Origin of the sequence: Micromonospora haikouensis (assembly GCF_900091595.1) — a bacterium.
Lineage (GTDB): Bacteria > Actinomycetota > Actinomycetes > Mycobacteriales > Micromonosporaceae > Micromonospora > Micromonospora haikouensis.
In genome coordinates, this window is record NZ_FMCW01000008.1 from 183,125 (window position 1) to 204,697 (window position 21,573).

Sequence of the window (21,573 nt, forward strand, 5' to 3'; positions counted from 1 at the left end):
CGGAGCGGGCAGGTGGGCATTCACCTGCTCGGGGGGCGCCGCCACTTGGTTCCGTCAGCCAGCGCGGGCAAACGAGGGAGCGTGGGAAATGGATTTCGACGTCACGGTTGAGATCCCCAAGGGTCACCGCAACAAGTACGAGGTGGACCACGCGACCGGCCGGATCAGGCTGGACCGCACCCTCTTCACGTCCACGCAGTATCCGGCGGACTACGGGTTCATAGAGGGCACCCTGGGCGAGGACGGCGACCCGCTGGACGCGCTGGTGCTGGTCCCCGAGCCGACGTTCCCGGGCTGCCTGATCCGCTGCCGCACCATCGGCATGTTCCGGATGACGGACGAGAAGGGCGGCGACGACAAGGTCCTCTGCGTGCCCTACGAGGACCCGCGTCAGGAGCACCTGCGCGACATCCACCACCTGGGCGAGTTCGACCGGCTGGAGATCCAGCACTTCTTCGAGGTGTACAAGGACCTGGAGCCCGGCAAGTCGGTCGAGGGCGCGACCTGGGTCGGTCGCGTCGAGGCGGAGGCCGAGATCCACGCGTCGTACCGGCGGGCCAAGGAGGCCGAGGAGCGCGGCGAGACCATCCACTGACCCCACCCACGCCGACGGGCCCGGGAGCCGCTCAACCGAGCAGCCCCCGGGCCCGCTCGTACAGGTCGAGCACCGCGCAGGCCACCGGCACCACGGACACCACCAGCGCCGTGTCGACCAGGTCGGCCGCCCGGCCCAGATACGGGGAGGCGGGCCGCCGCGCGTACGTGGTGCCGGCCGCCACGGCGAGCAGGGCGACGGCAAGCCCGCCGACGGCCAGCGCCAGCCGGCCCGCCGGCCCGGAGCCCACGGCGAGCACCCCGCCGAGCAGGACGGCCCCCGCCAGCCCGGCGACGACCGGCGGCACCCGGTGGCGGACCGCCACGAACAGCCGCGTGCGCAGCAGCAGCACCGCGCAGACCACGGCGACCAGCAGCCGCCCGGCCACGCCGCCCGCCGTCACCAGCACCACCGCCGCCCCGGCCACCAGCACGGCATGCCCGAGCAGCATCCCGGTGAGCATCTCCTCGGTGCGGGCCACCGCCGCGTGCACCCGGGCCCGGTCCGGCAGGTCCCGGGCGGCGTCCGCGCCGGGGCCGCCGTCGCCCGGCAGGGTGATCGGCGGCAGCGGCATCTTGCCCAGCCGGATGGCCAGCAGCGGCAGCGCGCCGAGCGCGAAGACCAGGGCGCAGAGCAGCACCGCCGCGGCGCCCCCGGCGGTCAGCGTCAGCCCGCCGACGGCGGCGAGCGCACCGCCCGCGCCGACGGTCGCGCCGGCCACGAAGACCCGCACCCGACTGGCCACCCCGAGCAGGCCGAGCACCGCCACCAGCAGCAGCGCCACCGCTCCGGCCAGCAGCTCGGGGGCGCCCAGCCAGGGCAGCGGCGCGACCGGGCCGACCGGGTCGCCGGAGCTGACCGCGAGGGCGCCGGCGGCGAACGCGTACGGCAGGGCGTAGCCGCCGAGGGTCGCGCCGGTGGCCCCGTCGCCGTACGCGCGGGAGGCGACCGCCCCGGCGAGGGTGAGCAGCAGCGCCACCGCGACCGCGACGGGCCAGCCGGCCCCGGGCCCTGGGCCGGCGGCGAGGGCGGCGAGCAGCCCCACGCCGAGCGGCACGGCCGCCCCGGCCAGGGCGGCGCACCGGGTGGCGGCCGGCGACCAGGCGGCACCCCGGCGGCGGGCCCCGTCGACGATCGCCTCGACAACGTCGTCGTACTCCAGCTCGGGCCACTGCGCGCGGGCCGGCACCAGGTGCAGCACCTCGCCGTCGCGGACGCCCTGCGGCAGCAGCGCCTGGGCGGTGGCCAGGACCGCCCCGTCGGTGCGGCGCAGCACCCAGCCGCCGTGCCGTTCGCCGTCGTCGGCCAGCCCCTCGCCGGCGTGCCGGAGCACCTCGGGCAGCAGCTCGGCCAGGGGGACCTGCTCGGGCAGGGCGACGTCGACCCGGCGCTGGGGGGCGCTGATCGTGACCCGGGCCAACCCGACTGTCATCGGCGCATCTCCATATCGAGGGGGGACGGCGGCTGCGCGGACGACAGGACTTTACCTACGATGAGCCAGGCTCGGGTTACCGAGCGCTGTGGGGAGGCCGAGTGTCCACCGTCGTCATCAAGCGACCACCCCGGCGGCCGGCACCGGAGATCCCGGTCGGCGAGCTGCCCGTCGAGGCCCCGCCGGAGATCCCCGCCGTCACCGGCGGCCGCTGGCAGCAGGCGCTGATGGTGTTGCCCATGCTGGGCGGGTCGGTCGCGATGGCGATGATGTTCGGCCGGGGCGGCGGGGCGTACTCGTACGTGGTCGGCGGGATGTTCGGGCTCTCCTCCCTGGCCATGCTGGTCACCTCGTGGGGCAGCGCCTCCGGCACCCCGAAGAAGTCGGAGATGATGGCCGCCCGCCGGGAATACCTGCGGCACCTGGGCACGCTGCGTCGCCGGGTCCGGCAGACCGCCGAGCGGCAGCGGGCCGGGCTGCACTACCGCCACCCCGACCCGGGCCGGCTGTGGTCCACCGTCGACAGCCACCGCGTCTGGGAGCGTCGGCCCGGTGACCCGGACTTCGCCGTGGTGCGGGTGGGCGTCGGCCCGCAGACCCTGGCCACCCCGCTGGTCGGCCCGGTCACCCGCCCGCTGGAGGAGCTGGAGCCGATGACCGCCGGGGCGCTGCGGCGGTTCCTCGACGCGTACGCGGTGGTGCCCGACCTGCCGGTGGCCCTGTCGCTGCGCAGCTTCGCCCGGGTCTTCGTGCGCGGCGGGGCGTCCCGGGAGAGCGCGGAGGCGGGCATCCGCCCCGGCACCGGGTCGCCCGACGCGCAGGCGCTGGCCCGGGCGCTGCTCACCCAGCTCGCGGTGTTCCACGCCCCCGACGAGCTGCTGATCGCCGTCTGCGCCGGCCCCGAGCGGCGGGCGCTGTGGGAGTGGGTGAAGTGGCTGCCGCACGCGCACCATCCCACCCGCACCGACGCCGTCGGCCCCGTCCGGCTGGTCACCAGCTCCGCCGTCGAGCTGGAACGGCTCCTCGACGAGGTGCTGGCCAGCCGGTCCCGGTTCAGCCCGTCCGGCCCTGCGACCGACGGGCCGCACGTCGTGGTGGTGCTCGACGGCGGCGACCTCACCGGCGCGACCGACCTCGTCGGCGACGGCGGCATCGACGCAGTCACCGTCGTCGACCTGGACACCCCGCCGCCCCGGCTGCTCGACCGGTACGCCCTCCTGCTCGACCTGCGCGGCGGCCGGCTGCACTCGCACTCGGCCGACGGGCACGCCGAGGTGGGCACCCCCGACCGGCTGGCGTCCGCCGACGCCGAGGCGGTCGCCCGCCGGCTCGCCCCGCTGCGGCTCGCCACCGCCGTACGCGGGCCGGACGCCCCGGTCAACGCCGAGCTGGGCCTGCCCGAGCTGCTCGGCATCGGCGACCCGGAGGGCTTCACGGCCGAGCAGGGCTGGGCGCCCCGGTCGGCGCGCGACCGGCTGCGGGTGCCGATCGGGGTGGGCGCCGACGGCGGCGCGATCGAGCTGGACCTCAAGGAGTCCGCGCAGGACGGGATGGGCCCGCACGGGCTGCTGATCGGGGCCACCGGCTCCGGCAAGTCCGAGCTGCTGCGCACCCTGGTCCTCGGGTTGGCCGCCACGCACAGCTCCGAGCAGCTCAACTTCGTCCTGGTCGACTTCAAGGGCGGGGCCACGTTCGCCTCCTTCGACCGGCTCCCGCACACCGCCGCGGTAATCACCAACCTGGCCGACGCGCTGCCGCTGGTCGACCGGATGGTCGACGCGATCAACGGGGAGCTGATGCGCCGCCAGGAGCTGCTGCGCCGGGCCGGCAACTACGCCAGCCTGCGCGACTACGAGCGGGCGCGGGCGGCGGGCACGCCGCTGGCCCCGCTGCCGTCGCTGCTGCTGGTCTGCGACGAGTTCTCCGAGCTGCTGTCGGCCAAGCCCGACTTCATCGACCTGTTCGTGCAGATCGGCCGGCTGGGGCGGTCGCTGGGGGTGCACCTGCTGCTGGCCAGCCAGCGGCTGGAGGAGGGGCGGCTGCGCGGGCTGGACACCCACCTGTCGTACCGGATCGGTTTGCGGACCTTCTCGGCCCTGGAGTCCCGGACGGTGCTCGGGGTGCCGGACGCGCACGAGCTGCCCCGCTCGCCGGGCCACGGCTACCTGCGTTTCGGCACCGAGCCGCTGATGCGCTTCAAGGCCGCGTACGTCTCGGGGCCGCTGCGGCGGCGGGCCGGCGTGGCGGGGTCGGGCGGGCCCGGCGCGCCCCGCCTGCTGACCTTCACCACCCACGTGGTGCCGGTGCCGGAGCCGCCCACCCCGGCGCTGACGGCGACCGCCGAGGACGACGCCGGGCGGACCAGCCTGCTCGACGTGCTGGTGGGGCGGCTGGCCGGGCAGGGCCCGCCCGCGCACCAGGTGTGGCTGCCGCCGCTGGACGCCGCGCCCACCCTCGACGAGCTGCTCGGCCCGGTCGGCGTCGACCCGACGCGCGGGCTGACCTTCGCCAACCCGGAGCTGCACGGCGCGCTCCAGGTGCCGGTGGCCGTCGTCGACAAGCCGTTCGAGCAGCGGCGGGACCTGCTCTGGCTCACCCTCGGCGGGTCGGCGGGGCACGTCGGCGTCGTCGGGGGCCCGCAGAGCGGCAGGTCGGGCCTGCTGCGCACCCTGGTGTGCGCGCTGGCGTTGACCCACACGCCCGTCGAGGCGCAGGTCTACTGCCTGGACTTCGGCGGTGGCGGGCTGGCCGCGCTGCGCGACCTGCCGCACGTGGGCGGGGTGTCCGGCCGCACCGACCAGACCGCGGTGCGGCGCACCGTCGGGGAGCTGGTCACCGTGCTGGTCGACCGGGAGCGCCGCTTCGCGGAGCTGGGGGTGGAGTCGATGGCCGCGTACCGGCAGCGACGGGCCGCCCTCGCCGCCGCCGGGCAGCCCGTCACCGACCCGTTCGGCGACGTGTTCCTGGTGGTGGACGGCTGGAACACGCTGCGCAGCGAGTACGACGACCTGGAGCCGCTGGTCACCGAGCTGGCCACCCGGGGCCTGTCGTACGGCGTGCACGTGGTGGCCACCGCGCTCCGCTGGACGGACTACCGGCCGGCGATCCGGGACCTGTTCGGCTCCCGCGTGGAGCTGCGTCTCGGCGACCCGTCGGACTCGCTGCTGGTGCGCCGCGCGGCGGCGGCGACCGTGCCCGACAAGACGCCCGGGCGGGGCATGACCGGCGAGAGCCTGCACTTCCTCACCGCCCTGCCCCGACTGGCCGACGGCGACACGGCGACGCTGGTCAAGGCGGTCGCCGGGGCGTGGGACGGGCCGGCGGCGCCCCCGGTCCGGCTGCTCCCGCCCGTGCTGCCGTACGCGGAGCTGGACCTGGGCGCGACGGCCGGGCTGGCGCTGCCGGTGGGGATCGCCGAGGCGGACCTGCGCCCGGTGGTGCTCGACTTCGCCACCGAGCCACACCTGCTGGTCTTCGGCGACGCCGAGTGCGGCAAGTCGTCGTTCCTGCGGGCCCTCGCGGCGACCATCGTCAGCCGGTTCACCCCGCAGCAGGCGCGGGTGATCCTGGTCGACTACCGGCGCAGCCTGCTCGGCGCGATCGAGACCGAACACCGGATCGGCTACGGCACGGCCGCCGCCCGCACCACGGAGCTGGTGGAGTCCGCCGCCGGTTACATGCAGCTGCGGCTGCCCGGCCCGGACGTCACCCCGGCGCAGCTGCGCCAGCGGTCGTGGTGGTCGGGGCCGGAACTGTTCGTGCTGGTCGACGACTACGACCTGGTGGCCAGCGGGCCGGTCAACCCGCTGCGGGCCCTGGAGGAATACCTCCCCCAGGCGCGGGACATCGGCCTGCACCTGGTGCTGGCGCGCCGGGCCGGCGGCACCGGCCGGGGCTACGACCTGTTCCTCCAGCGGCTCAAGGAGTTGTCGACCCCGGGGCTGGTGATGGCCGGCAGCCCCGACGAGGGGCCGATCGTCGGGCAGGTCCGGCCCGGGCCGCTCCCGCCGGGGCGGGCCCGGCTGGTGACCCGGCGCGAGGGCGTACGCCTGGTGCAGCTGGCCCATCTTCCCCCGCCGTAGGGGTCCGCCCCGCCGACGACCCGGTGATCCGACCCCGGAATGGCGCGTGGCGGGGGTGGGAACCGGTAATCTCCGAGCAGCATGTGTCCGCCGCGATGAATGGCTGGGAATGTGACTGGGGTTCGGCACGGCAGGCCCGCGACGGCGCGACGGTTCACCGGCCGCGCGCTGGTGGGCACCGCCGCGCTCGCGGTGTCGCTCGTCGGCCCGGTTCCGCCGGCGGCCCTCGCCGCACCGCCCCCCACCGCGCTGCCCGGGTTCGCCCCGCTCGCCGCCCCGGTTTCCGGGTTCGCCCCGCTCGCCGCGCCGGTGTCGGCGGGTCCGTCCTGGCGGGTGTCCCCCGTCGACACGCCGGCCCGGGCCGACCAGGTCCGCGACGAGCAGTGGCAGCTCGACGAGCTGCGGGCGTCGACGGCCTGGCGCACCTCGACCGGGCGCGGGGTCGTCGTCGCCGTGATCGACTCCGGGGTGGACGGTTCCCACCCGGACCTGGCCGGCCAGGTGCTGCCGGGCATCGACCTGGTCGACGACGGCGACACCGACGGGCCGGACCCGGTCGGGCACGGCACGACGGTGGCGGGCCTGATCGCCGGCCGCAACGACGACCGGCGGGGGGCGGTGGGCCTCGCCCCCGACGCAAAGATCCTCCCGGTGCGGGTCCTCGACGACGAGAACCGCTACGACGACGCGCTGATCGTCGCCAGGGGCGTCCGGTGGGCCGTCGACAACGGCGCCCGGGTGATCAACCTGTCGCTCGGCGGCAGCGGCGACAGCCCGGCCCTGGCTGCGGCGCTGGACTACGCGTTCGCCCGCGACGTGGTGGTGGTCGCCTGCACCGGCAACGTCGCCGCCTCCTCCGACACCAACGTCTGGTATCCGGCGCGGGAGCCGGGCGTGATCGCCGTCGCGGGCCTGGAACGGGCCAGCGACAACCTGTGGTCCGGGTCGATCACCGGCCGCGCCACGGTCCTCACCGCCCCGGCGACCGGCCTGGTCGGGGCCCGGCCCGGCAGCGGCTACTGGCGGGTGCAGGGCACCAGCTTCGCGTCGCCGCTGGTGGCCGCGGCCGCCGCGCTGATCCGGGCCCGCTGGCCGCAGATGTCCGCCGGTGAGGTGGTCAACCGGTTGATCAGCACCGCCCGGGACATCGGGCCCACCGGCCGGGACGACCGCTTCGGGTACGGCCTGGTCGACCCGGTCGCCGCGCTCACCGCCGACGTGCCCCCGGTGGGGCGCAACCCGCTCGACGACCAGTCCTCCCCCGGCGTGGTGGGCTTCGGCCCGGCGCCCGGTGCCGAGCAGGACGCCCCGGTCGCGGGCGCCGGCGGGGACCCGCTCGGCTTCACCGCGCCCCGCCAGCACACCCGCTGGACGGCCCAGCCGGCCGGCGGCCGCGACGACACCGACCCGCACCGGCTCTGGGCCGGCGGGGCCCTCCTCGCCGCCCTGGTCGCCGGGGCCGCGCTGGTGGCCCGCCGCCTGCGCCAGCGCAGCCGTTGACCGCATCCCGGCGGGGCGGCCCGGTTCCGTGCCCGGCCCACCCGATTCCCGGCCCGGCCGGTCTGATCCGGCGTTCCGCTGGGTAGGGATGCCGGGCATGAGCACGTCCGGTCAGCGCACCCGTATCCCCGCGTCGCCGTCGTGGCGGGCCCGCCGGCTCGACCCCGACCGTTCGCTGGGGCTGCGGCTCACCCTCGCCGCCACCGCCGTCTTCCTGGTCCTGGTGCCGTTCGCCCTGCTCGCCCTGCTGGTGCTGGGCTCCTGGCCGCCGCTGCACCGGCTGGACGCCGCGGTCGCGCACGACCTGCACGGCTACGCCGTCGGCCACCCGGGCTGGGTGTGGTTCATGACCGTCTGGACCAACGTGTTCGGTCCCGGGCCGCTGCGGGTCGCCGTACTCGCCGTGGTGGTCTGGTTGTTCGCCCGGCGCGCGCCGCGACTGGCCTGGTGGGCGGTCACCACGATGGCGGTGGGCGGCCTGCTCGGCGCGCTGCTCAAGCTGCTGGTGGGCCGGGACCGGCCCGACCTGCTGGACCCGGTCGCCCAGGCCGCCGGCTACTCGTTCCCCTCCGGGCACGCGCTGAACGCGGCCCTCGCCGCCGGGGTGCTGCTGCTGGTCTTCCTCCCGTACGCCCGGCGGCGGCCCGCCCTGCGGTGGGCGCTCTGGGCCGCCGCCGTCGTGGTGACGGTGCTGACCGGGGTGAGCCGGCTGGCGCTCGGCGTGCACTACACGAGCGACGTGGTCGCCGGCTGGCTGCTGGGCGTGGCGACGGTGGCCGCCACCACCGCCGCCTTCCGCACCTGGCGCGCCCGGACCGGTCACCGGCCTGCGCGGCCCGCCACCACGGAAGGCGTCGAGCCGGAACTGGCCGACGGGGCGGAGCGGCCCCGCCCGGCCCGGGGGCAGGCGTAGCGGGCGGCCCGCGCGGGTACTGGGCGGGCCATGTCCGAACTGGTGGGTCAGGCAGTCAAGCGGGTGCTGCTGCCGGTGGCCCTGCTGCTCCCCGTCATGGTGCTGCTCGGCGTCCTCGTCACCCGGGTCTTCGCGCACACCTGGCCGCTCACGGTGGAGGACGCGGTCAACCGCGAGCTGGCCGCCGACCGGACCGCCGGCTGGAACAACGTGTCGCTGGTATTCAGCACGCTGGCCAGCACCCAGCTGATCGTGCTGGTCACCGCGATCGTGGCGGTGGTCCTGCGGCTGGTGCTGCACCGCTGGCGGGAGCCGCTGTTCCTGTGCGCGGCGGTCACCGCCCAGGCGCTGGTGTTCCTGCTGACCACGATGGCCATCGACCGCCGCCGCCCGGCGGTCGAGCACATGGACGTCTCCCCGCCGACGTCCAGCTTCCCGTCCGGGCACACGTCGGCCGCCGTGGCGCTCTACGTCGGCATCGCGGTGCTGCTGGCGCTGCGGGCGCGGAGCACCCCGGCGAAGATCGCCTGGTGGGCGCTGCTCGTCCTGGTGCCGGCCGGTGTCGCCCTGACCCGGATGTACCGGGGCATGCACCACCCGAGCGACGTGCTGGCGTCGTTCCTCAACGGCGGCACGTGCGTGGTGATCATGGCGCGGGCGGTGCTGGACCGGGGGGTGCGGTGGGGCCGGGAGAAGCTGCCCACGGCCGGACGGCCGGCCCGGGTCCCGACGGCCTGAGCCGGCCGGCCGGCCCGGGTCCCGACCGCCGGAGCCGGAGGGCCGGAACGGCGGCCGGGGGCGGCAGCGTTCCTGCGGCTCAGGTGCACTCGCCGGTGCCGACCGGGCGGGTCCGCTCGGCACCGGCCAGGGCGACCGGGCGGGCCTCGGCCGCCGTCACCGCGAAGCCGGTGTTCGGGTCGTCCGCCGCCGCCGCGAAGATCACCCCGAGCACCAGGCCGTTCGAGGAGAGCAGCGGCCCGCCCGAGTTGCCGCTGCGCACCAGCGCCCGGATCGTGTAGATCTCCCGGGTCACGTCGCCGGAGGAGTAGATGTCCGGGCCGGTGATCCGATCGACGTCCCGGATCCGCGCCGACTGGGCGTTGTACGGCCCGTCGAGCGGGAAGCCCAGCACGATCGCGTCCGCCCCGCTGCCCGCGTTGCCGGCGGCGAACCGCAGGGACGGGCCGGGCAGCCCCGGCACCCGCAGCACGGCCAGGTCCCGGTCCGGGTCGTAGACGACGACCTCCCCGTCGTACCGGTCGCCGTTCAGCTCGACCGCCACCGACCGGGTGCCGGCCACCACGTGCGCGTTGGTCATCACCCGGTCGTCGGCGTACACGAAGCCGGAGCCCTCGATGCGGCGCGCGCAGCTCGGCGCGGAGCCCAGCACCTTGACCACCGCACGCCGGCCGTCGGCCACCACCTGGGAGCCGGCGAGCGCCGGGTCGGGCGGCTCGACCTGCCGGGCCCGGGTGGGCGCGAGATCGCCGAAGACGTCCGGGAAGCCGTTGGTGTCGACGGTGTCCCGCAGCGCGGTGGACAGCTCCTGCGCCTGGTCCGGCAGGACCCGGTCGACGACGGTGAGCAGCGCGCTGTTGCGCACCGAGGAGGCCAGCCAGGGCAGCGAGGACGAGCCCAGCGGCACGGCCACCAGCCAGGCGACCAGCATCACGGCGAAGAGCGAGACGACCGCCCCGCCGATGTCGTCGGCCCGCTTGGCGATGTCGCTGGTGATGGTCTGGCGCAGGTGCGAGCCGAGCCAACCGGCCAGCGCCTGCCCCACCACGGCCAGCCCGAACACGGCGACGAGGGAGATCAGCACCCGGGTGCCGCTGTCGGTGAACTGGCGGGCCAGCAACGGGCCGACCTGTAGACCGATGAGCGCGCCCAGGAAGAACCCGGAGAACGACAGCACCCCGATGACGAAGCCCTGACGGTATCCGCTGATCGCGAACACGAGCATGAGCAGGAGCAGAACGAGATCCACGGCGGACACGCCCCAAGGGTACGGGCAGCGGGCCCGCCGGGTGCCCACCGCTCGCGGAACGTGACGGTCCGGTCAGCGTCCCGCCGCCGCGCCAGCGGTCAGGCGAGCGGTCCGGCCATCTCGTCGGCGGCGTCGGTGCCGGCGGAGGGTGCCGGGGCGGCCCCGGCCGGCGGCAGGTCGACGACCCGGTCGTCCGGCCAGGGGCGGGTCCACCCGCCCATCTCCAGCAGGGCGGCGAGCACCCCGGCCGTGAACCCCCAGACCAGCATGCCGCGCACCGAGAAGGCCGGGCCGACCCAGCCGCTCGGGTGGCGGACCCGCAGCCGGTTCTCGGGGGCGACCAGCTCGGCGACCGGCAGCCGGGCGACGTGCGCGACCTCGGCCGGCTCCCGGGGGTGCACCGGGTGCGGCCGGTGCCACCAGCCGAGCACGGGGGTCACCACGAAGTCGCTGACCGGGATCCACAGCCTCGGCAGCTCGGCGAGGACGGTGACGCTGGCCGGGTCGAGGTCGACCTCCTCGTTGGCCTCGCGCAGGGCGGTGGCGGCGGAGTCGGCGTCGCCCGGGTCGGCCGCCCCGCCGGGGAACGCCGGCTGCCCGGCGTGGTTGCGCAGGGTGGCGGCGCGTTGCAGGACCAGCACGTCCGGGCCCGCCCCGGGCTCCTCGCCGAGCAGCACGAGCACGGCGCTCTCCCGCCCGCCGCTGGCCGGGGTGGCGATCCGGGTGAAGTCCTCGGCGCGGGCGGAGCCGAGCCGGGACAGCAGGGGCTGCATCCAGGGCGGCGGCGTACGGCTCACGCCGGCACCACCACGCCGAGGTGTTCGCGGACCAGCGCGGCGAGCCGGGCGTCGTCCAGCGCGCCGGAGGTGTCGACGTGCCGGATGCGGCCGTCCGCGCCGACGAGAACGGTCAGCGGGACCGCGTTGCGGTTGAGTGCCCGGCGCAGGCTCTCGCCCTGGTCGAACAGGACGGGGAAGCGCACGCCGAAGTCCTCGCCGATCGACTGGGCGGCGTCCCGGCTGTCGCGGGTGTTCACCCCGATCACCTGGAGCCTGCCGTCCGCGCGCTCACTGAGCCGCTGGAACGCGGGCAGTTCCTTGCGGCAGGGCGGGCACCAGGACGCCCACAGGTTGACCACGGCCGGCCCGCGCACGTCCCGCAGGGCGACGAGGTCGCCGCCGGTGAAGCAGGGCAGGGTCAGCTCGGGCAGCTCCGGCCCGCCGGACCCGGCGGGGGTGGGCGCGGCCGAGGGGGGCGGCACGGTCAGGGTCGCGCAGGCGGCGAACGGCGACGGCCGGTTGTTCCGCCGGGGCTCGGCCGTCTTCTCCTCGGCCGGGGTCGCCGTGCAGGCGGCGGCGAGCAGCGCGAACGGCAGGAGCAGGGCGACCAGCGAACGCCGGGCGGTGGAGCGGTGCGTCACGGCGCCTCCGCGGCGACCGCCTGCTGCGGCACCAGCTCCGGGTCGACGCCCGCCGCGACGGCCAGGTCCCGCGCCCGGGGGCCCTTGAGCAGCTTCGCGGCCGGCGCGGGCTCCGTCGGCCCCGTCCCGTACGACGGGCAGAGCTTCACCAGCGTGCACGCGCCGCAGGCCGGCTTCTTGGCGTGGCAGACCCGCCGGCCGTGGAAGATGATCCGGTGCGACAGCATCGTCCAGTCGCGCTTCGGGAACATCGCGCCGATCGCGTGCTCGATCTTCACCGGGTCGGTCTCGGCGGTCAACCGCCAGCGGTGCACCAGCCGCTGGAAGTGCGTGTCGACGGTGATGCCGGGGACGCCGAAGGCGTTGCCGAGGATGACGTTGGCGGTCTTGCGGCCCATCCCGGGCAGCGTCACCAGGTCGTCGAGCTTGCCGGGGACCTGCCCGTCGTACCGCTCGACGAGGGCCTGACCCAGCCGGATCAGCGAGTTGGTCTTGTTGCGGTAGAAGCCGGTGGGCCGGATCAGCTCCTCCAGCTCGGCCCGGTCCGCCCCGGCGTAGTCGGCGGCCGTCGGGTAGCGGGTGAACAGCTTCGGGGTGACCTCGTTGACCTTCTTGTCCGTGCACTGGGCGGACAGGATGGTGGCGACGGCCAGCTCCAGCGGATTGGTGTGGTCCAGCTCGCAGTGGGCGTCGGGGTGCGTCTGGGTGAGCACCCGGTGGATCTTCCGGGCGCGACGCGTGCGGCCGAGGTCGGTCTCGCTGGCTGCGGGGGGACTGGTGGTCACGACGGAAAGACTACGTCGACCCGGTGACGGCCCGCCGCGCCACGCGGCCCGGCCGCGCCCGGCGACCGGTGGCCGGCCGCCGGCTCACGGCTCGGTGATCCGGCCCTCGTCGTCGAGGCGGGCGCCGCTCTTCGGGAAGTCCAGCCGGCTCAGCTCCCGGACCAGGCCGAGGCCCCGGTCGTCCGGGTCCATGGTCGGCTTGCCGATCGAGTTCATGTACGTCGAGGTGAACGAGCCGCCGGCGAAGCTGCCGTCCGGCTTCAGCGACACCTTGAGCACGCCGCCCCAGCCGAGCCGGCCGTTGTTGCTCAGCGAGTTGCCGCCGCCGGCGAAGTTGCCGAGGCTGTAGGCGATCAGCCGGCCCTCGTAGAACTCCATGCCGCGCAGCAAGTGCGGGCCGTGGCCGACGACCAGGTCCGCCCCCGCGTCGACCATGGCGTGGGAGAACTTGATCGGGTCGCCCCGGTTCTCGCCGAGGAACATCTCGGTGCCCGGGCGCACCCGGGTCTTGTCCGCGCCCTCGCCGCCCATGTGCACCTGCACGACGACGAGGTCGGCCATGGTGGCCGCCTTCTTGATCACCGCGCTGGCGGCGTCGATGTCGACCAGGCTGTTGGACCAGACGTACGACGAGAAGCCCGCGACGGCGATCTTGACGCCCTCGACCTCGACCACGGTGATCTGGTCGGGCGCCCCGGTGTGCGCCAGGTCGTACTTCTCCAGCGCGGCCTGGGTGTTGCGGTAGCCCTTGGGGCCGTAGTCGTAGCCGTGGTTGTTCGCCTGGTTGAGCAGCTCGAACCCGCCGTCGCGCAGGTGCGCGGCGTACTCCGGCGGGGCGCGGAACTGGAAGCAGCGGGTCGAGTTGGCCCCGCACTTGCCGGTGCCGGTGTCGACGGTGAGCGGCTCCTCCAGGTTGCCCATCACCAGGTCGGCCGCGAGCGCCTTCTGCACCGAGTCGAAGAAACCCTTGCCGCCGTTCGGCGGGAGCCGGTTCGGCGCGTTGCCCATGATGATGTCGCCGGTGGCCGAGAGCGACACGCTCTCGACCTTGCCCTCAGGGGTGTCGCCGGAGGGGGCCGGGGAGGCGGTGCCGGTCGCGCCGGCCCGGGTGCCGGGCTGCCAGGTGGGCGCGTCGGTCGTCTCGGCGCAGCCGGCGGCGAGCAGCGTGCCGAGCAGCACGCCGAGGGCGAGCGCGGCGCGGCGGCGCGGGCGGGCGGCACCGGCGCGGGGCAGGCGGGGACGGGGGCCGGGGCGGGCGGGAGAATACATCGCCCGCGACGCTACCGGGCGGGATACGCGGTGACGATGGCCGATCGGCCGAAAAATCAGGCCGTGCGCCGTTCGGACCAGGGGACCACGGTCCCGGCCCCGCCGACGAGCACGGCGGCGTGCACCGCGCGGGCCAGCGGGGCGCCCCACGCGGATCGGGGCCCGCCGTAGGCGGACGGCTCCCCGTCGGCCGGGCAGAGCACGGTGACGGCGTCGGTGGGGGTGCCGGTGGCCACGAGCCCCAGCTCCCGGATCGCCTGCGCCTTCGCCTCGGTCGCGGTCGCCACCGCGTTGACCAGGGCCGCGTCGCCGAGCCGGGCGGGCACCTCGACCACGATGTTGACCGTGCCGACCCGGTGGGCGGGCGCGGCGCACCGGGCCGGGGCGGGCGCGGGCGTGGCGACGGCGGGGTCGGGCGCGGCGGCCTGGACGGGGGTGCCCAGCCCGACGGTCGCCCAGACCCGCACCCCGGAGTCGGCGCGGGCGACCACCTCGGCGACGTCGACACCGGTCAGCAGGCCGACGCCGGGCCCGTCGAGGCCGAGCTGGTCGGCCAGTTCGGCCAGGTGGTCGGCCGGGTCGTCCCGGTGGTACGACATGGGCACGGTCGCGTTGACCACCCAGTGCCGTACGCCGATCCCGCCGCCGAGTGGCGCGGAGCTGACGGTCAGTAACGGCCGGTCGGCGCGCCACACGAGCAGCGGGACGTCCCGGCCGTCCTCGTGGCGGCTGGTCAGGGTCGGCTCGGTCAGCACGCCGCCGACCCTACGTCCCGGGCGCGGCGAGGGGGACCAGGGGTTTCCCAGGGGTGCGGCTCTGATTACCGCTCACGTGCGCCTAGACTGGCCTCGCGCGAGGGATCAGCGGACGGCGGCCCGGCCGAGAAGACGGCACGCGCAGGCGGAGGTGCGCGATGGACGAGGTACTGGCTCGCAGCGGGATCTTCCAGGGAGTCGACCCGGAGGCTGCCGAGGCGCTCGCCAAGGAGATGGAGACGATCGAGGTCCGCAAGGGCGAGGTCGTGTTCAACGAGGGCGAGCCCGGCGACAGTCTCTACATCCTGCTGTCCGGCAAGATCAAGGTCGGTCGCCGGGCGGCGGACGGCCGGCAGAACCTGATCGCCGTGATGGGCCCGTCGGACATGGTCGGCGAGCTGTCGCTGTTCGACCCCGGCCCCCGCACGGCGACGGCCACCGCGGTGACCGACACCCGCCTCGTGCGCCTGCGCAAGCAGGCCCTGCGCCCGTGGCTCAACAACCGGCCCGAGATCGCCGAGCAGCTGCTGCGGGTGCTGGCCCGCAGGCTGCGCCGGACGAACGACTCGCTGGCCGACCTGATCTTCACCGACGTGCCGGGGCGGGTCGCGAAGAACCTGCTGCAGATGGCCGGGCGGTTCGGCACCCGCGACGGCGGCGTGCTGCGGGTGACCCACGACCTGACCCAGGAGGAGATCGCCCAGCTCGTCGGCGCCTCCCGGGAGACCGTCAACAAGGCGCTCGCCGACTTCGCCTCGCGCGGCTGGCTGCGGCTCGACGGCAAGAGCATCATCATCCTCGACCCGGAGCGCCTGGCCCGCCGCGCCCGCGTCTGAGTCATCCGCCGTCCGCCCCGGCGGGCGTTCTGCCCGGCGGAGAATCCCTGGACGGGCCGGCGGGCCGGGGCGCACCGTGACGGGATGCTGGAACGGGTCGCTGTCCTCTCCGACGTCCACGGCGCGCTGCCCCCGCTGGAGGCGGTCCTGGCCGAGCCGGACGTGGCCGCCGCCGACCTGATCGTGCTCACCGGCGACATCGCCGCCGGCCCGCAGCCCGTCGAGGTGCTGGACCTGCTTGCCGGGCTCGGCGACCGGGTCCGCTGGGTGGGCGGCAACGCCGACCGGGAACTGGTCGAGGCGCGGGCCGGGCGGCCGTCCCCGATCGAGGTGTCGAACTGGGCCGCGGGGCAGCTCCGCGACGACCAGGTCGCCCGGCTGGCGGCGCTTCCGACGGCGGTGACCCTGCCGGTCGCGGGGCTGGGCGAGGTGCTGTTCTGCCACGCCACGCCCCGCGACGACGAGGAGGTCGTCCTCGTGGACTCCCGGCTGTCCCGCTGGGCCGAGGTCCTCGCCGACGTGCCGGCCGAGGTCCGGACCGTGGTCTGCGGGCACACCCACATGCCGTTCGCCCGGCTGGTCGACCGGCGCCTGGTGGTCAACGCGGGCAGCGTCGGCATGCCGTACGGCGGGCCGGGGGCGGACTGGGCGCTGCTCGGGCCGGGGGTGCAGCTGCGGCGCACCGCGTTCGACGTCGACGCGGCGTGCGCGCGGGTGGCGGCGGAGTCCGGCTTCCCCGACGCGGCCGGCTGGGCCGAGGAGTACCTGCGTTCCCGGCACAGCGACGCCGAGGCGCTGGCCGTCTTCGGCCCCCGCGACGGCCGCTGACCCGACCCCGCGGCTGTCGCTGACGCCCTGTGGCTGTCGCTGGCCAGCCCCTGTGGCTGTCGCTGACCCGACCCCGCGACGGCACCTCACTGGTCCCGCCCGGGACGGCATCCGCGCGGCACACTAGGGAGCTGAGTCGTCTACGACATCGCCCGGTGCCCGATCGGTGAGTCGTCTACGACATCAGCTCCCTAGCGGGCACGGACGACATCAGCCCCCCAGCGGCGCGGACCACATCAGCCCTCTTGCGGGCGCGGACGACATCAGCCCCCTGGCGCGTGGACGACACCCGCCACGCGCACCCCCGACCAGCGGGCCCCATCCCGACGCACAAAAAAGTCAGGCTTGACTGTTTGTTTTGGCGGCGGCACGCTGACCGGGTGACCGCCACACCGACCCGCGTCCCGCAGCAGGAGCGCAGCCGCGCCACCCGGGCCCGGCTGCTGGAGGCGACCGTCGAGTGCCTCGTCGAGCACGGCTGGTCCGGCACGACCACCACGGTCGTCGCGACCCGGGCCGGGGTGTCCCGGGGTGCGCAGCTGCACCACTACCCCACGAAGGCCGCCCTGGTCACCGCCGCCGTCGCGCACCTGGCCCAGCGCCGGGCCGACGAGCTGCGCACCGAGGCCGAGGCGCTGCCCGCCGGGCCGCAACGGCTCGACCGGGTGATCGACCTGCTCGGCGCGGCGTTCACCGGCCCGCTCTTCGTGGCCGCTCTCGAACTCTGGGTCGCCGCCCGCACCGACGCCGAGCTGCGCACCGCCCTGGTCCCCCTCGAACGGCAGGTCGGCCGGGAGATGCACCGGCTGACCGTGGCCCTGCTCGGCGTCGACGAGCGTCGCCCCGGCGTCCGCGAGGCCGTGCAGGCCACCCTCGACCTGCTGCGCGGGCTCGGGGTGGCCAACCTGCTCAACGACGACTCGGCCCGCCGCGCCGCCCTGCTCACCACCTGGAAGCGCCAGCTCGCCACCCTGCTCACCCCCTGACCGGCCCGCCCGACCGGCCCCCTGGAGGCACGATGGTCGACCGCACGGAACTGCGCACGGACCTGGCCGACGAGTCCGCGCAGCTGGACGCCCTGGTCGCCGCCCTGCCCCTGGGCGACTGGGCGCGGCCCACCCCCGCCCCCGGCTGGACGGTCGCCCACCAGATCGCGCACCTGGCCTGGACCGACCACGTCGCCCTGCTCGCGGCCACCGACCCCGGCGCGTTCGTCGCCTCGGTGACCTCCGCCCCCGACCCGGCCCGCCTGGTCGACGCCGGCGCGGAGGAGTTCCTGGCCCCGCCGGCCGAGCTGCTGGCGCGCTGGCGGGCGGGCCGATCCGCGCTCGCCGACGCGCTCGCCGCCGTCCCGACCGGTGAGCAACTGCCCTGGTACGCCACCCGCATGTCGGCCGCCTCCATGACCACCGCCCGGCTCATGGAGACCTGGGCGCACGGCGAGGACGTGGCCGATGCGCTGGGCGTCACCCGCGCCCCGACCGCCCGGCTCCGGCACGTCGTACACCTCGGCTTCCGTACCCTCGGGCACGGGTTCGCGGCCCACGGCCGCGCGGTCCCGACGGCGCCGGTGCGGGTGGAGGTCACCGCGCCCGGCGGCGGCGTCTGGGCCCACGGCCCGGCGGACGCCGCCGACCGGGTCACCGGCCCGGCCCTGGACCTCTGCCTGCTGGTCACCCAGCGCCGGCACCGCGCCGACCTCGACCTGGTGGCCACCGGCCCGGTCGCCGACGCGTGGCTCGACGTGGCGCAGGCGTTCGCCGGCCCGCCCGGGCCCGGCCGCGGGCCGGCGGGCGCCCGGACCGGGGCGGCACGGCCCGGAACGACCGGCCCGGGGGCGGCCCGACGCGGGGTGGCCGCGTGAGCGCGCCGCTGCGGGTCGGCAACGCGTCCGGCTTCTACGGCGACCGGGCCACCGCGTGGCGGGAGATGCTCGACGGTGGCGAGCTGGACGTGCTGACCGGCGACTACCTGGCCGAGCTGACCATGCTGATCCTCGGCCGGGACCGGCTGCGCGACCCCGCCCTGGGCTATGCGAAGACGTTCCTGCGTCAGCTCGAGGGGTGCCTCGGCACGGCGCTGGAGCGCGGGGTGCGGATCGTGACCAACGCCGGCGGGTTGAATCCGGCCGGGTTGGCCGCCGCGATCGGGTCGCTCGCCGACCGGCTCGGCCTCACCGCCCGCATCGGGTACGTCGAGGGCGACGCCCTGCCCCGCCCCGACGCGCTGACCGCGAACGCGTACCTGGGCGCCTTCGGGATCGCCGCGTGCCTCGACGCCGGGGCGGACGTCGTGGTGACCGGCCGGGTCACCGACGCCTCCCTGGCGGTCGGGCCGGCCATCGCCCGGTACGGCTGGGGGCGCGGCGACCTCGACGCGCTGGCCGGGGCGACCGTGGCCGGGCACCTCATCGAGTGCGGGGCGCAGGTCACCGGCGGCAACTTCAGCTTCTTCACCGAGCTGCCCGACGGCGGGCACCGCCCCGGCTTCCCGATCGTCGAGATCCACCCGGACGGCTCCTCGGTCGTCACGAAGCACCCGGGCACGGGCGGCGCGGTCACCCCCGAGACGGTCACCGCCCAGCTGTTGTACGAGGTGGGCGGCCCCGACTACCTGGGCCCGGACGTGGTGACCCGGCTGGACACGGTCGAGCTGACCGCCGACGGGCCGGACCGGGTGCGCGTCACCGGGGTCCGGGGCACGCCCCCGCCGCCCACCCTCAAGGTCGGGGTGAACAACCTCGGCGGGTTCCGCAACTCGATGACGTTCGTCCTGTGCGGGCTGGACATCCCGGCGAAGGCGGCCCTGGTCCGGGGCCAACTGGAGGCGGCGGTCGGCCCGGCGGGGCTGGAGTTCGTGCTGGCCCGCACCGACCACCCGGACGCGAGCGACACGGAGGCGGCGAGCGCGCTGCTGCACGTACACCTGCGGGACGGCGACAAGGCGCGGGCCGGGCGGGCGTTCTCGGCCGCCGCCGTGGAGCTGGCGCTGGCCTCCTACCCGGGCTGCACGCTGACCACGCTGCCCGGCGACGCCACCGGATACGGGGTGTTCACCGCCGACGCCGTGCCGCAGGACGCGGTGGAGCACGTGGCCGTCCTGCCGTCGGGCGAGCGGGTGCCGATCGTTCCCCCGCCGGTGACGTGTTTGCAGGGGCCCCCTGTACAACAGAATGCGTTAACAGGGGGCCCTTCCTTGCACCCGCCGCGCGCGGCGCAGCCGCAGCGCACGCGGCGGGGGGCGCTGGGCGAGGTGGTGGGGGCGCGCTCCGGCGACAAGGGCGGCGACGCGAACCTGGGCGTCTGGGCGCGTACCGACGCTACCTGGGCGTGGCTGCGCGGCTGGCTGACGGTCGAGCGGCTGGCCGAGCTGCTGCCGGAGACCGCCCCGCTGACCGTCGAGCGGCACGAGCTGCCGAACCTGCGCGCGGTGAACTTCGTGATCCGGGGGCTGCTCGGGCAGGGCGTGGCCGCGTCGACCCGGTTCGACCCGCAGGCGAAGGCGCTGGGCGAGCTGCTGCGCTCCCGTGTCGTCGACCTGCCGACGGAGGAGACGGGGCTGTGACCACACTGGACAGTTCGCTCGACCCGGCCGCGCCGGCCTTCCGGGCCAACCGGGAGGCCCTGCTGGAGCGGCTCGCCGAGCTGGACGCGGCCCTCGATCAGGCTCGCGCGGGCGGCGGGGCGAAGTACGTGGCCCGGCACCACCAGCGCGGCAAGCTGCTGCCCCGGGAGCGGATCGAGCTGCTGCTCGACCCGGACAGCCCGTTCCTGGAGCTGTCGCCGGTCGCCGCGTACGGGACGGACTTTCCCGTGGGGGCCAGCGTGGTCACCGGGATCGGCGTCGTCGAGGGCGTGGAGTGCCTGGTCGTCGCCAACGACCCGACGGTACGCAGCGGCGCGGTCAACCCGTGGTCGCTGGCGAAGACCCGGCGGGCCGGGGAGATCGCCCTGGCCAACCGGCTGCCGATGGTCAACCTGGTGGAGAGCGCCGGGGCGGACCTGCCCACCCAGGCGGAGATCTTCATCCCGGGCGGGCGGGTGTTCCGCGACCTGACCCGGCTCTCGGCCGAGGGCATCCCCACGGTCAGCGTGGTGTTCGGCAACGCCACGGCCGGCGGCGCGTACGTGCCCGGGATGTCCGACCACGTGATCATGATCCGGGACCGGTCGCAGGTCTACCTGGCCGGGCCGCCGCTGGTGAAGATGGCGACGGGCGAGGTCACCGACGACGAGTCCCTCGGCGGCGCGGCCATGCACGCCACCAGGTCGGGCCTGGCCGACTTCCTCGCGTCCGACGAGCGGGACGGCATCCGGCTGGCCCGGCAGTGCGTCCGCCGGCTCAACCGGCGCAAGCAGGGCCCGCCGCCGCGCACCGCGTTCCCCGCCCCGCCGAAGTACGACCCGGAGGAGCTGCTCGGCGTCGTCAGCGCCGACCTGAAGGTGCCGTTCGACCCACGCGAGGTCCTGGCCCGGGTGCTCGACGGCAGCGAGTTCGACGAGTTCAAACCCGCGTACGGGACGGCGCTGGTCACGGGGTGGGGCGAGCTGCACGGCTACCCGATCGGGGTGCTCGCCAACGCCCGGGGCGTGCTGTTCAGCGAGGAGGCGCAGAAGGCGGCCCAGTTCATCCAGCTCGCCAACGCGGCCGACACCCCGCTGGTCTTCCTGCAGAACACCACCGGCTACATGGTCGGCACGGAGTACGAGCAGCGGGGCATCATCAAGCACGGCGCGCTGATGATCAACGCCGTGTCGAACTCGAAGGTGCCGCACCTGACGGTCAACCTGGGCGCGTCGTACGGGGCCGGCAACTACGGCATGTGCGGGCGGGCGTACGAGCCCCGGTTCCTGTTCACCTGGCCGAACGCGAAGTCGGCGGTGATGGGGCCGGCGCAGTTGGCCGGCGTGCTGTCGATCGTGGCCCGGCAGGCCGCCGCCGCCCGGGGGCAGGAGTTCGACGAGGACTCCGACACCGCCATGCGGATGATGGTCGAGCAGCAGATCGAGTCCCAGTCGGGGGCGCTGTTCCTCTCGGGCCGGCTCTACGACGACGGGGTGATCGACCCCCGGGACACGCGTACCGTCCTCGGGCTCTGCCTGTCGGCGATCCACAGTGGACCGGTCAAGGGTGCCGACGGCTTCGGCGTCTTCCGGATGTAGGGGGCTGCT

General features: G+C 75.7%; 18 protein-coding genes. 11 read left to right on the forward strand and 7 right to left on the reverse strand.

All coding sequences use genetic code 11. From position 1 onward, the window contains the following. Positions 1–88: 88 nt before the first annotated feature. On the forward strand, positions 89–595 hold the full coding sequence (locus tag GA0070558_RS10520) for an inorganic diphosphatase (RefSeq protein ID WP_077938009.1): 507 nt from the start codon (positions 89–91) through the stop codon (positions 593–595). Between the two features lie 31 nt (positions 596–626). Here GA0070558_RS10520 and eccD read toward each other — a convergent pair whose 3' ends face one another. Further along, entirely contained in the window at positions 627–2,027 is a 1,401-nt protein-coding gene (gene eccD / locus GA0070558_RS10525) for a type VII secretion integral membrane protein EccD (RefSeq protein WP_091278064.1), read from the reverse strand. 101 nt (positions 2,028–2,128) lie between these two features. Between eccD and eccCa the strand changes: the two genes are divergently transcribed. From eccCa to GA0070558_RS10545, 4 genes are all read left to right on the forward strand, one after another. Beyond that, entirely contained in the window at positions 2,129–6,109 is a 3,981-nt protein-coding gene (eccCa, locus tag GA0070558_RS10530; RefSeq protein ID WP_091278066.1) for a type VII secretion protein EccCa, read from the forward strand. A gap of 99 nt (positions 6,110–6,208) precedes the next feature. Next, positions 6,209–7,609 carry a type VII secretion-associated serine protease mycosin gene (mycP, locus tag GA0070558_RS10535; RefSeq protein WP_091278068.1) on the forward strand — a complete coding sequence of 467 codons (1,401 nt, stop codon included), beginning with the start codon at positions 6,209–6,211 and terminating at the stop codon, positions 7,607–7,609. A gap of 97 nt (positions 7,610–7,706) precedes the next feature. Continuing rightward, on the forward strand, positions 7,707–8,522 hold the full coding sequence (locus tag GA0070558_RS10540; protein ID WP_091278070.1) for a phosphatase PAP2 family protein: 816 nt from the start codon (positions 7,707–7,709) through the stop codon (positions 8,520–8,522). Between the two features lie 30 nt (positions 8,523–8,552). Next, entirely contained in the window at positions 8,553–9,260 is a 708-nt protein-coding gene (locus GA0070558_RS10545) for a phosphatase PAP2 family protein (RefSeq protein ID WP_091278073.1), read from the forward strand. A 79-nt stretch (positions 9,261–9,339) separates the two neighbouring features. On the opposite strand, the gene GA0070558_RS10550 is transcribed toward GA0070558_RS10545, so the two are convergent. The 6 genes from GA0070558_RS10550 to GA0070558_RS10575 form a co-directional block, all read right to left on the reverse strand. Beyond that, positions 9,340–10,518, reverse strand: coding sequence for a MarP family serine protease (locus GA0070558_RS10550; RefSeq protein ID WP_043964968.1), 1,179 nt, complete (start codon positions 10,516–10,518; stop codon positions 9,340–9,342). Positions 10,519–10,607: 89 nt separating this feature from the next. Continuing rightward, positions 10,608–11,306 (reverse strand): NUDIX hydrolase, encoded by a 699-nt coding sequence (locus tag GA0070558_RS10555; protein ID WP_043964966.1) that lies wholly within the window; start codon positions 11,304–11,306, stop codon positions 10,608–10,610. Further along, positions 11,303–11,929, reverse strand: coding sequence for a TlpA family protein disulfide reductase (locus tag GA0070558_RS10560; protein WP_176734169.1), 627 nt, complete (start codon positions 11,927–11,929; stop codon positions 11,303–11,305). Before GA0070558_RS10560 ends, GA0070558_RS10555 begins: the two co-directional genes overlap by 4 nt. Then, a complete protein-coding gene (gene nth / locus GA0070558_RS10565; protein WP_091278075.1) occupies positions 11,926–12,714 on the reverse strand; it encodes an endonuclease III in 789 nt (262 codons plus the stop codon). Before nth ends, GA0070558_RS10560 begins: the two co-directional genes overlap by 4 nt. An 84-nt stretch (positions 12,715–12,798) precedes the next feature. Further along, complete coding sequence (locus tag GA0070558_RS10570) at positions 12,799–13,983, reverse strand: CapA family protein (RefSeq protein WP_091278076.1); 1,185 nt, start codon at positions 13,981–13,983, stop codon at positions 12,799–12,801. 56 nt (positions 13,984–14,039) lie between these two features. Further along, positions 14,040–14,738 (reverse strand): adenosylcobinamide amidohydrolase, encoded by a 699-nt coding sequence (locus GA0070558_RS10575; RefSeq protein WP_091278082.1) that lies wholly within the window; start codon positions 14,736–14,738, stop codon positions 14,040–14,042. 158 nt (positions 14,739–14,896) lie between these two features. On the opposite strand from GA0070558_RS10575, the gene GA0070558_RS10580 reads away from it, so the two are divergent. The 6 genes from GA0070558_RS10580 (at position 14,897) to GA0070558_RS10605 (ending at position 21,564) form a co-directional block, all read left to right on the forward strand. Further along, a complete protein-coding gene (locus GA0070558_RS10580) occupies positions 14,897–15,574 on the forward strand; it encodes a Crp/Fnr family transcriptional regulator (protein ID WP_007073398.1) in 678 nt (225 codons plus the stop codon). A gap of 84 nt (positions 15,575–15,658) precedes the next feature. Beyond that, a complete protein-coding gene (locus GA0070558_RS10585; RefSeq protein WP_091278084.1) occupies positions 15,659–16,402 on the forward strand; it encodes a metallophosphoesterase family protein in 744 nt (247 codons plus the stop codon). 380 nt (positions 16,403–16,782) lie between these two features. Further along, complete coding sequence (locus tag GA0070558_RS10590; RefSeq protein WP_077938001.1) at positions 16,783–17,388, forward strand: TetR/AcrR family transcriptional regulator; 606 nt, start codon at positions 16,783–16,785, stop codon at positions 17,386–17,388. Positions 17,389–17,420: 32 nt separating this feature from the next. Then, on the forward strand, positions 17,421–18,266 hold the full coding sequence (locus GA0070558_RS10595) for a TIGR03084 family metal-binding protein (protein ID WP_091278086.1): 846 nt from the start codon (positions 17,421–17,423) through the stop codon (positions 18,264–18,266). Then, on the forward strand, positions 18,263–19,966 hold the full coding sequence (locus tag GA0070558_RS10600) for an acyclic terpene utilization AtuA family protein (RefSeq protein WP_091278171.1): 1,704 nt from the start codon (positions 18,263–18,265) through the stop codon (positions 19,964–19,966). The genes GA0070558_RS10595 and GA0070558_RS10600 overlap by 4 nt, the downstream gene beginning before the upstream one ends. Next, a complete protein-coding gene (locus GA0070558_RS10605) occupies positions 19,963–21,564 on the forward strand; it encodes an acyl-CoA carboxylase subunit beta (protein ID WP_091278088.1) in 1,602 nt (533 codons plus the stop codon). Before GA0070558_RS10600 ends, GA0070558_RS10605 begins: the two co-directional genes overlap by 4 nt. Positions 21,565–21,573 lie beyond the last annotated feature (9 nt).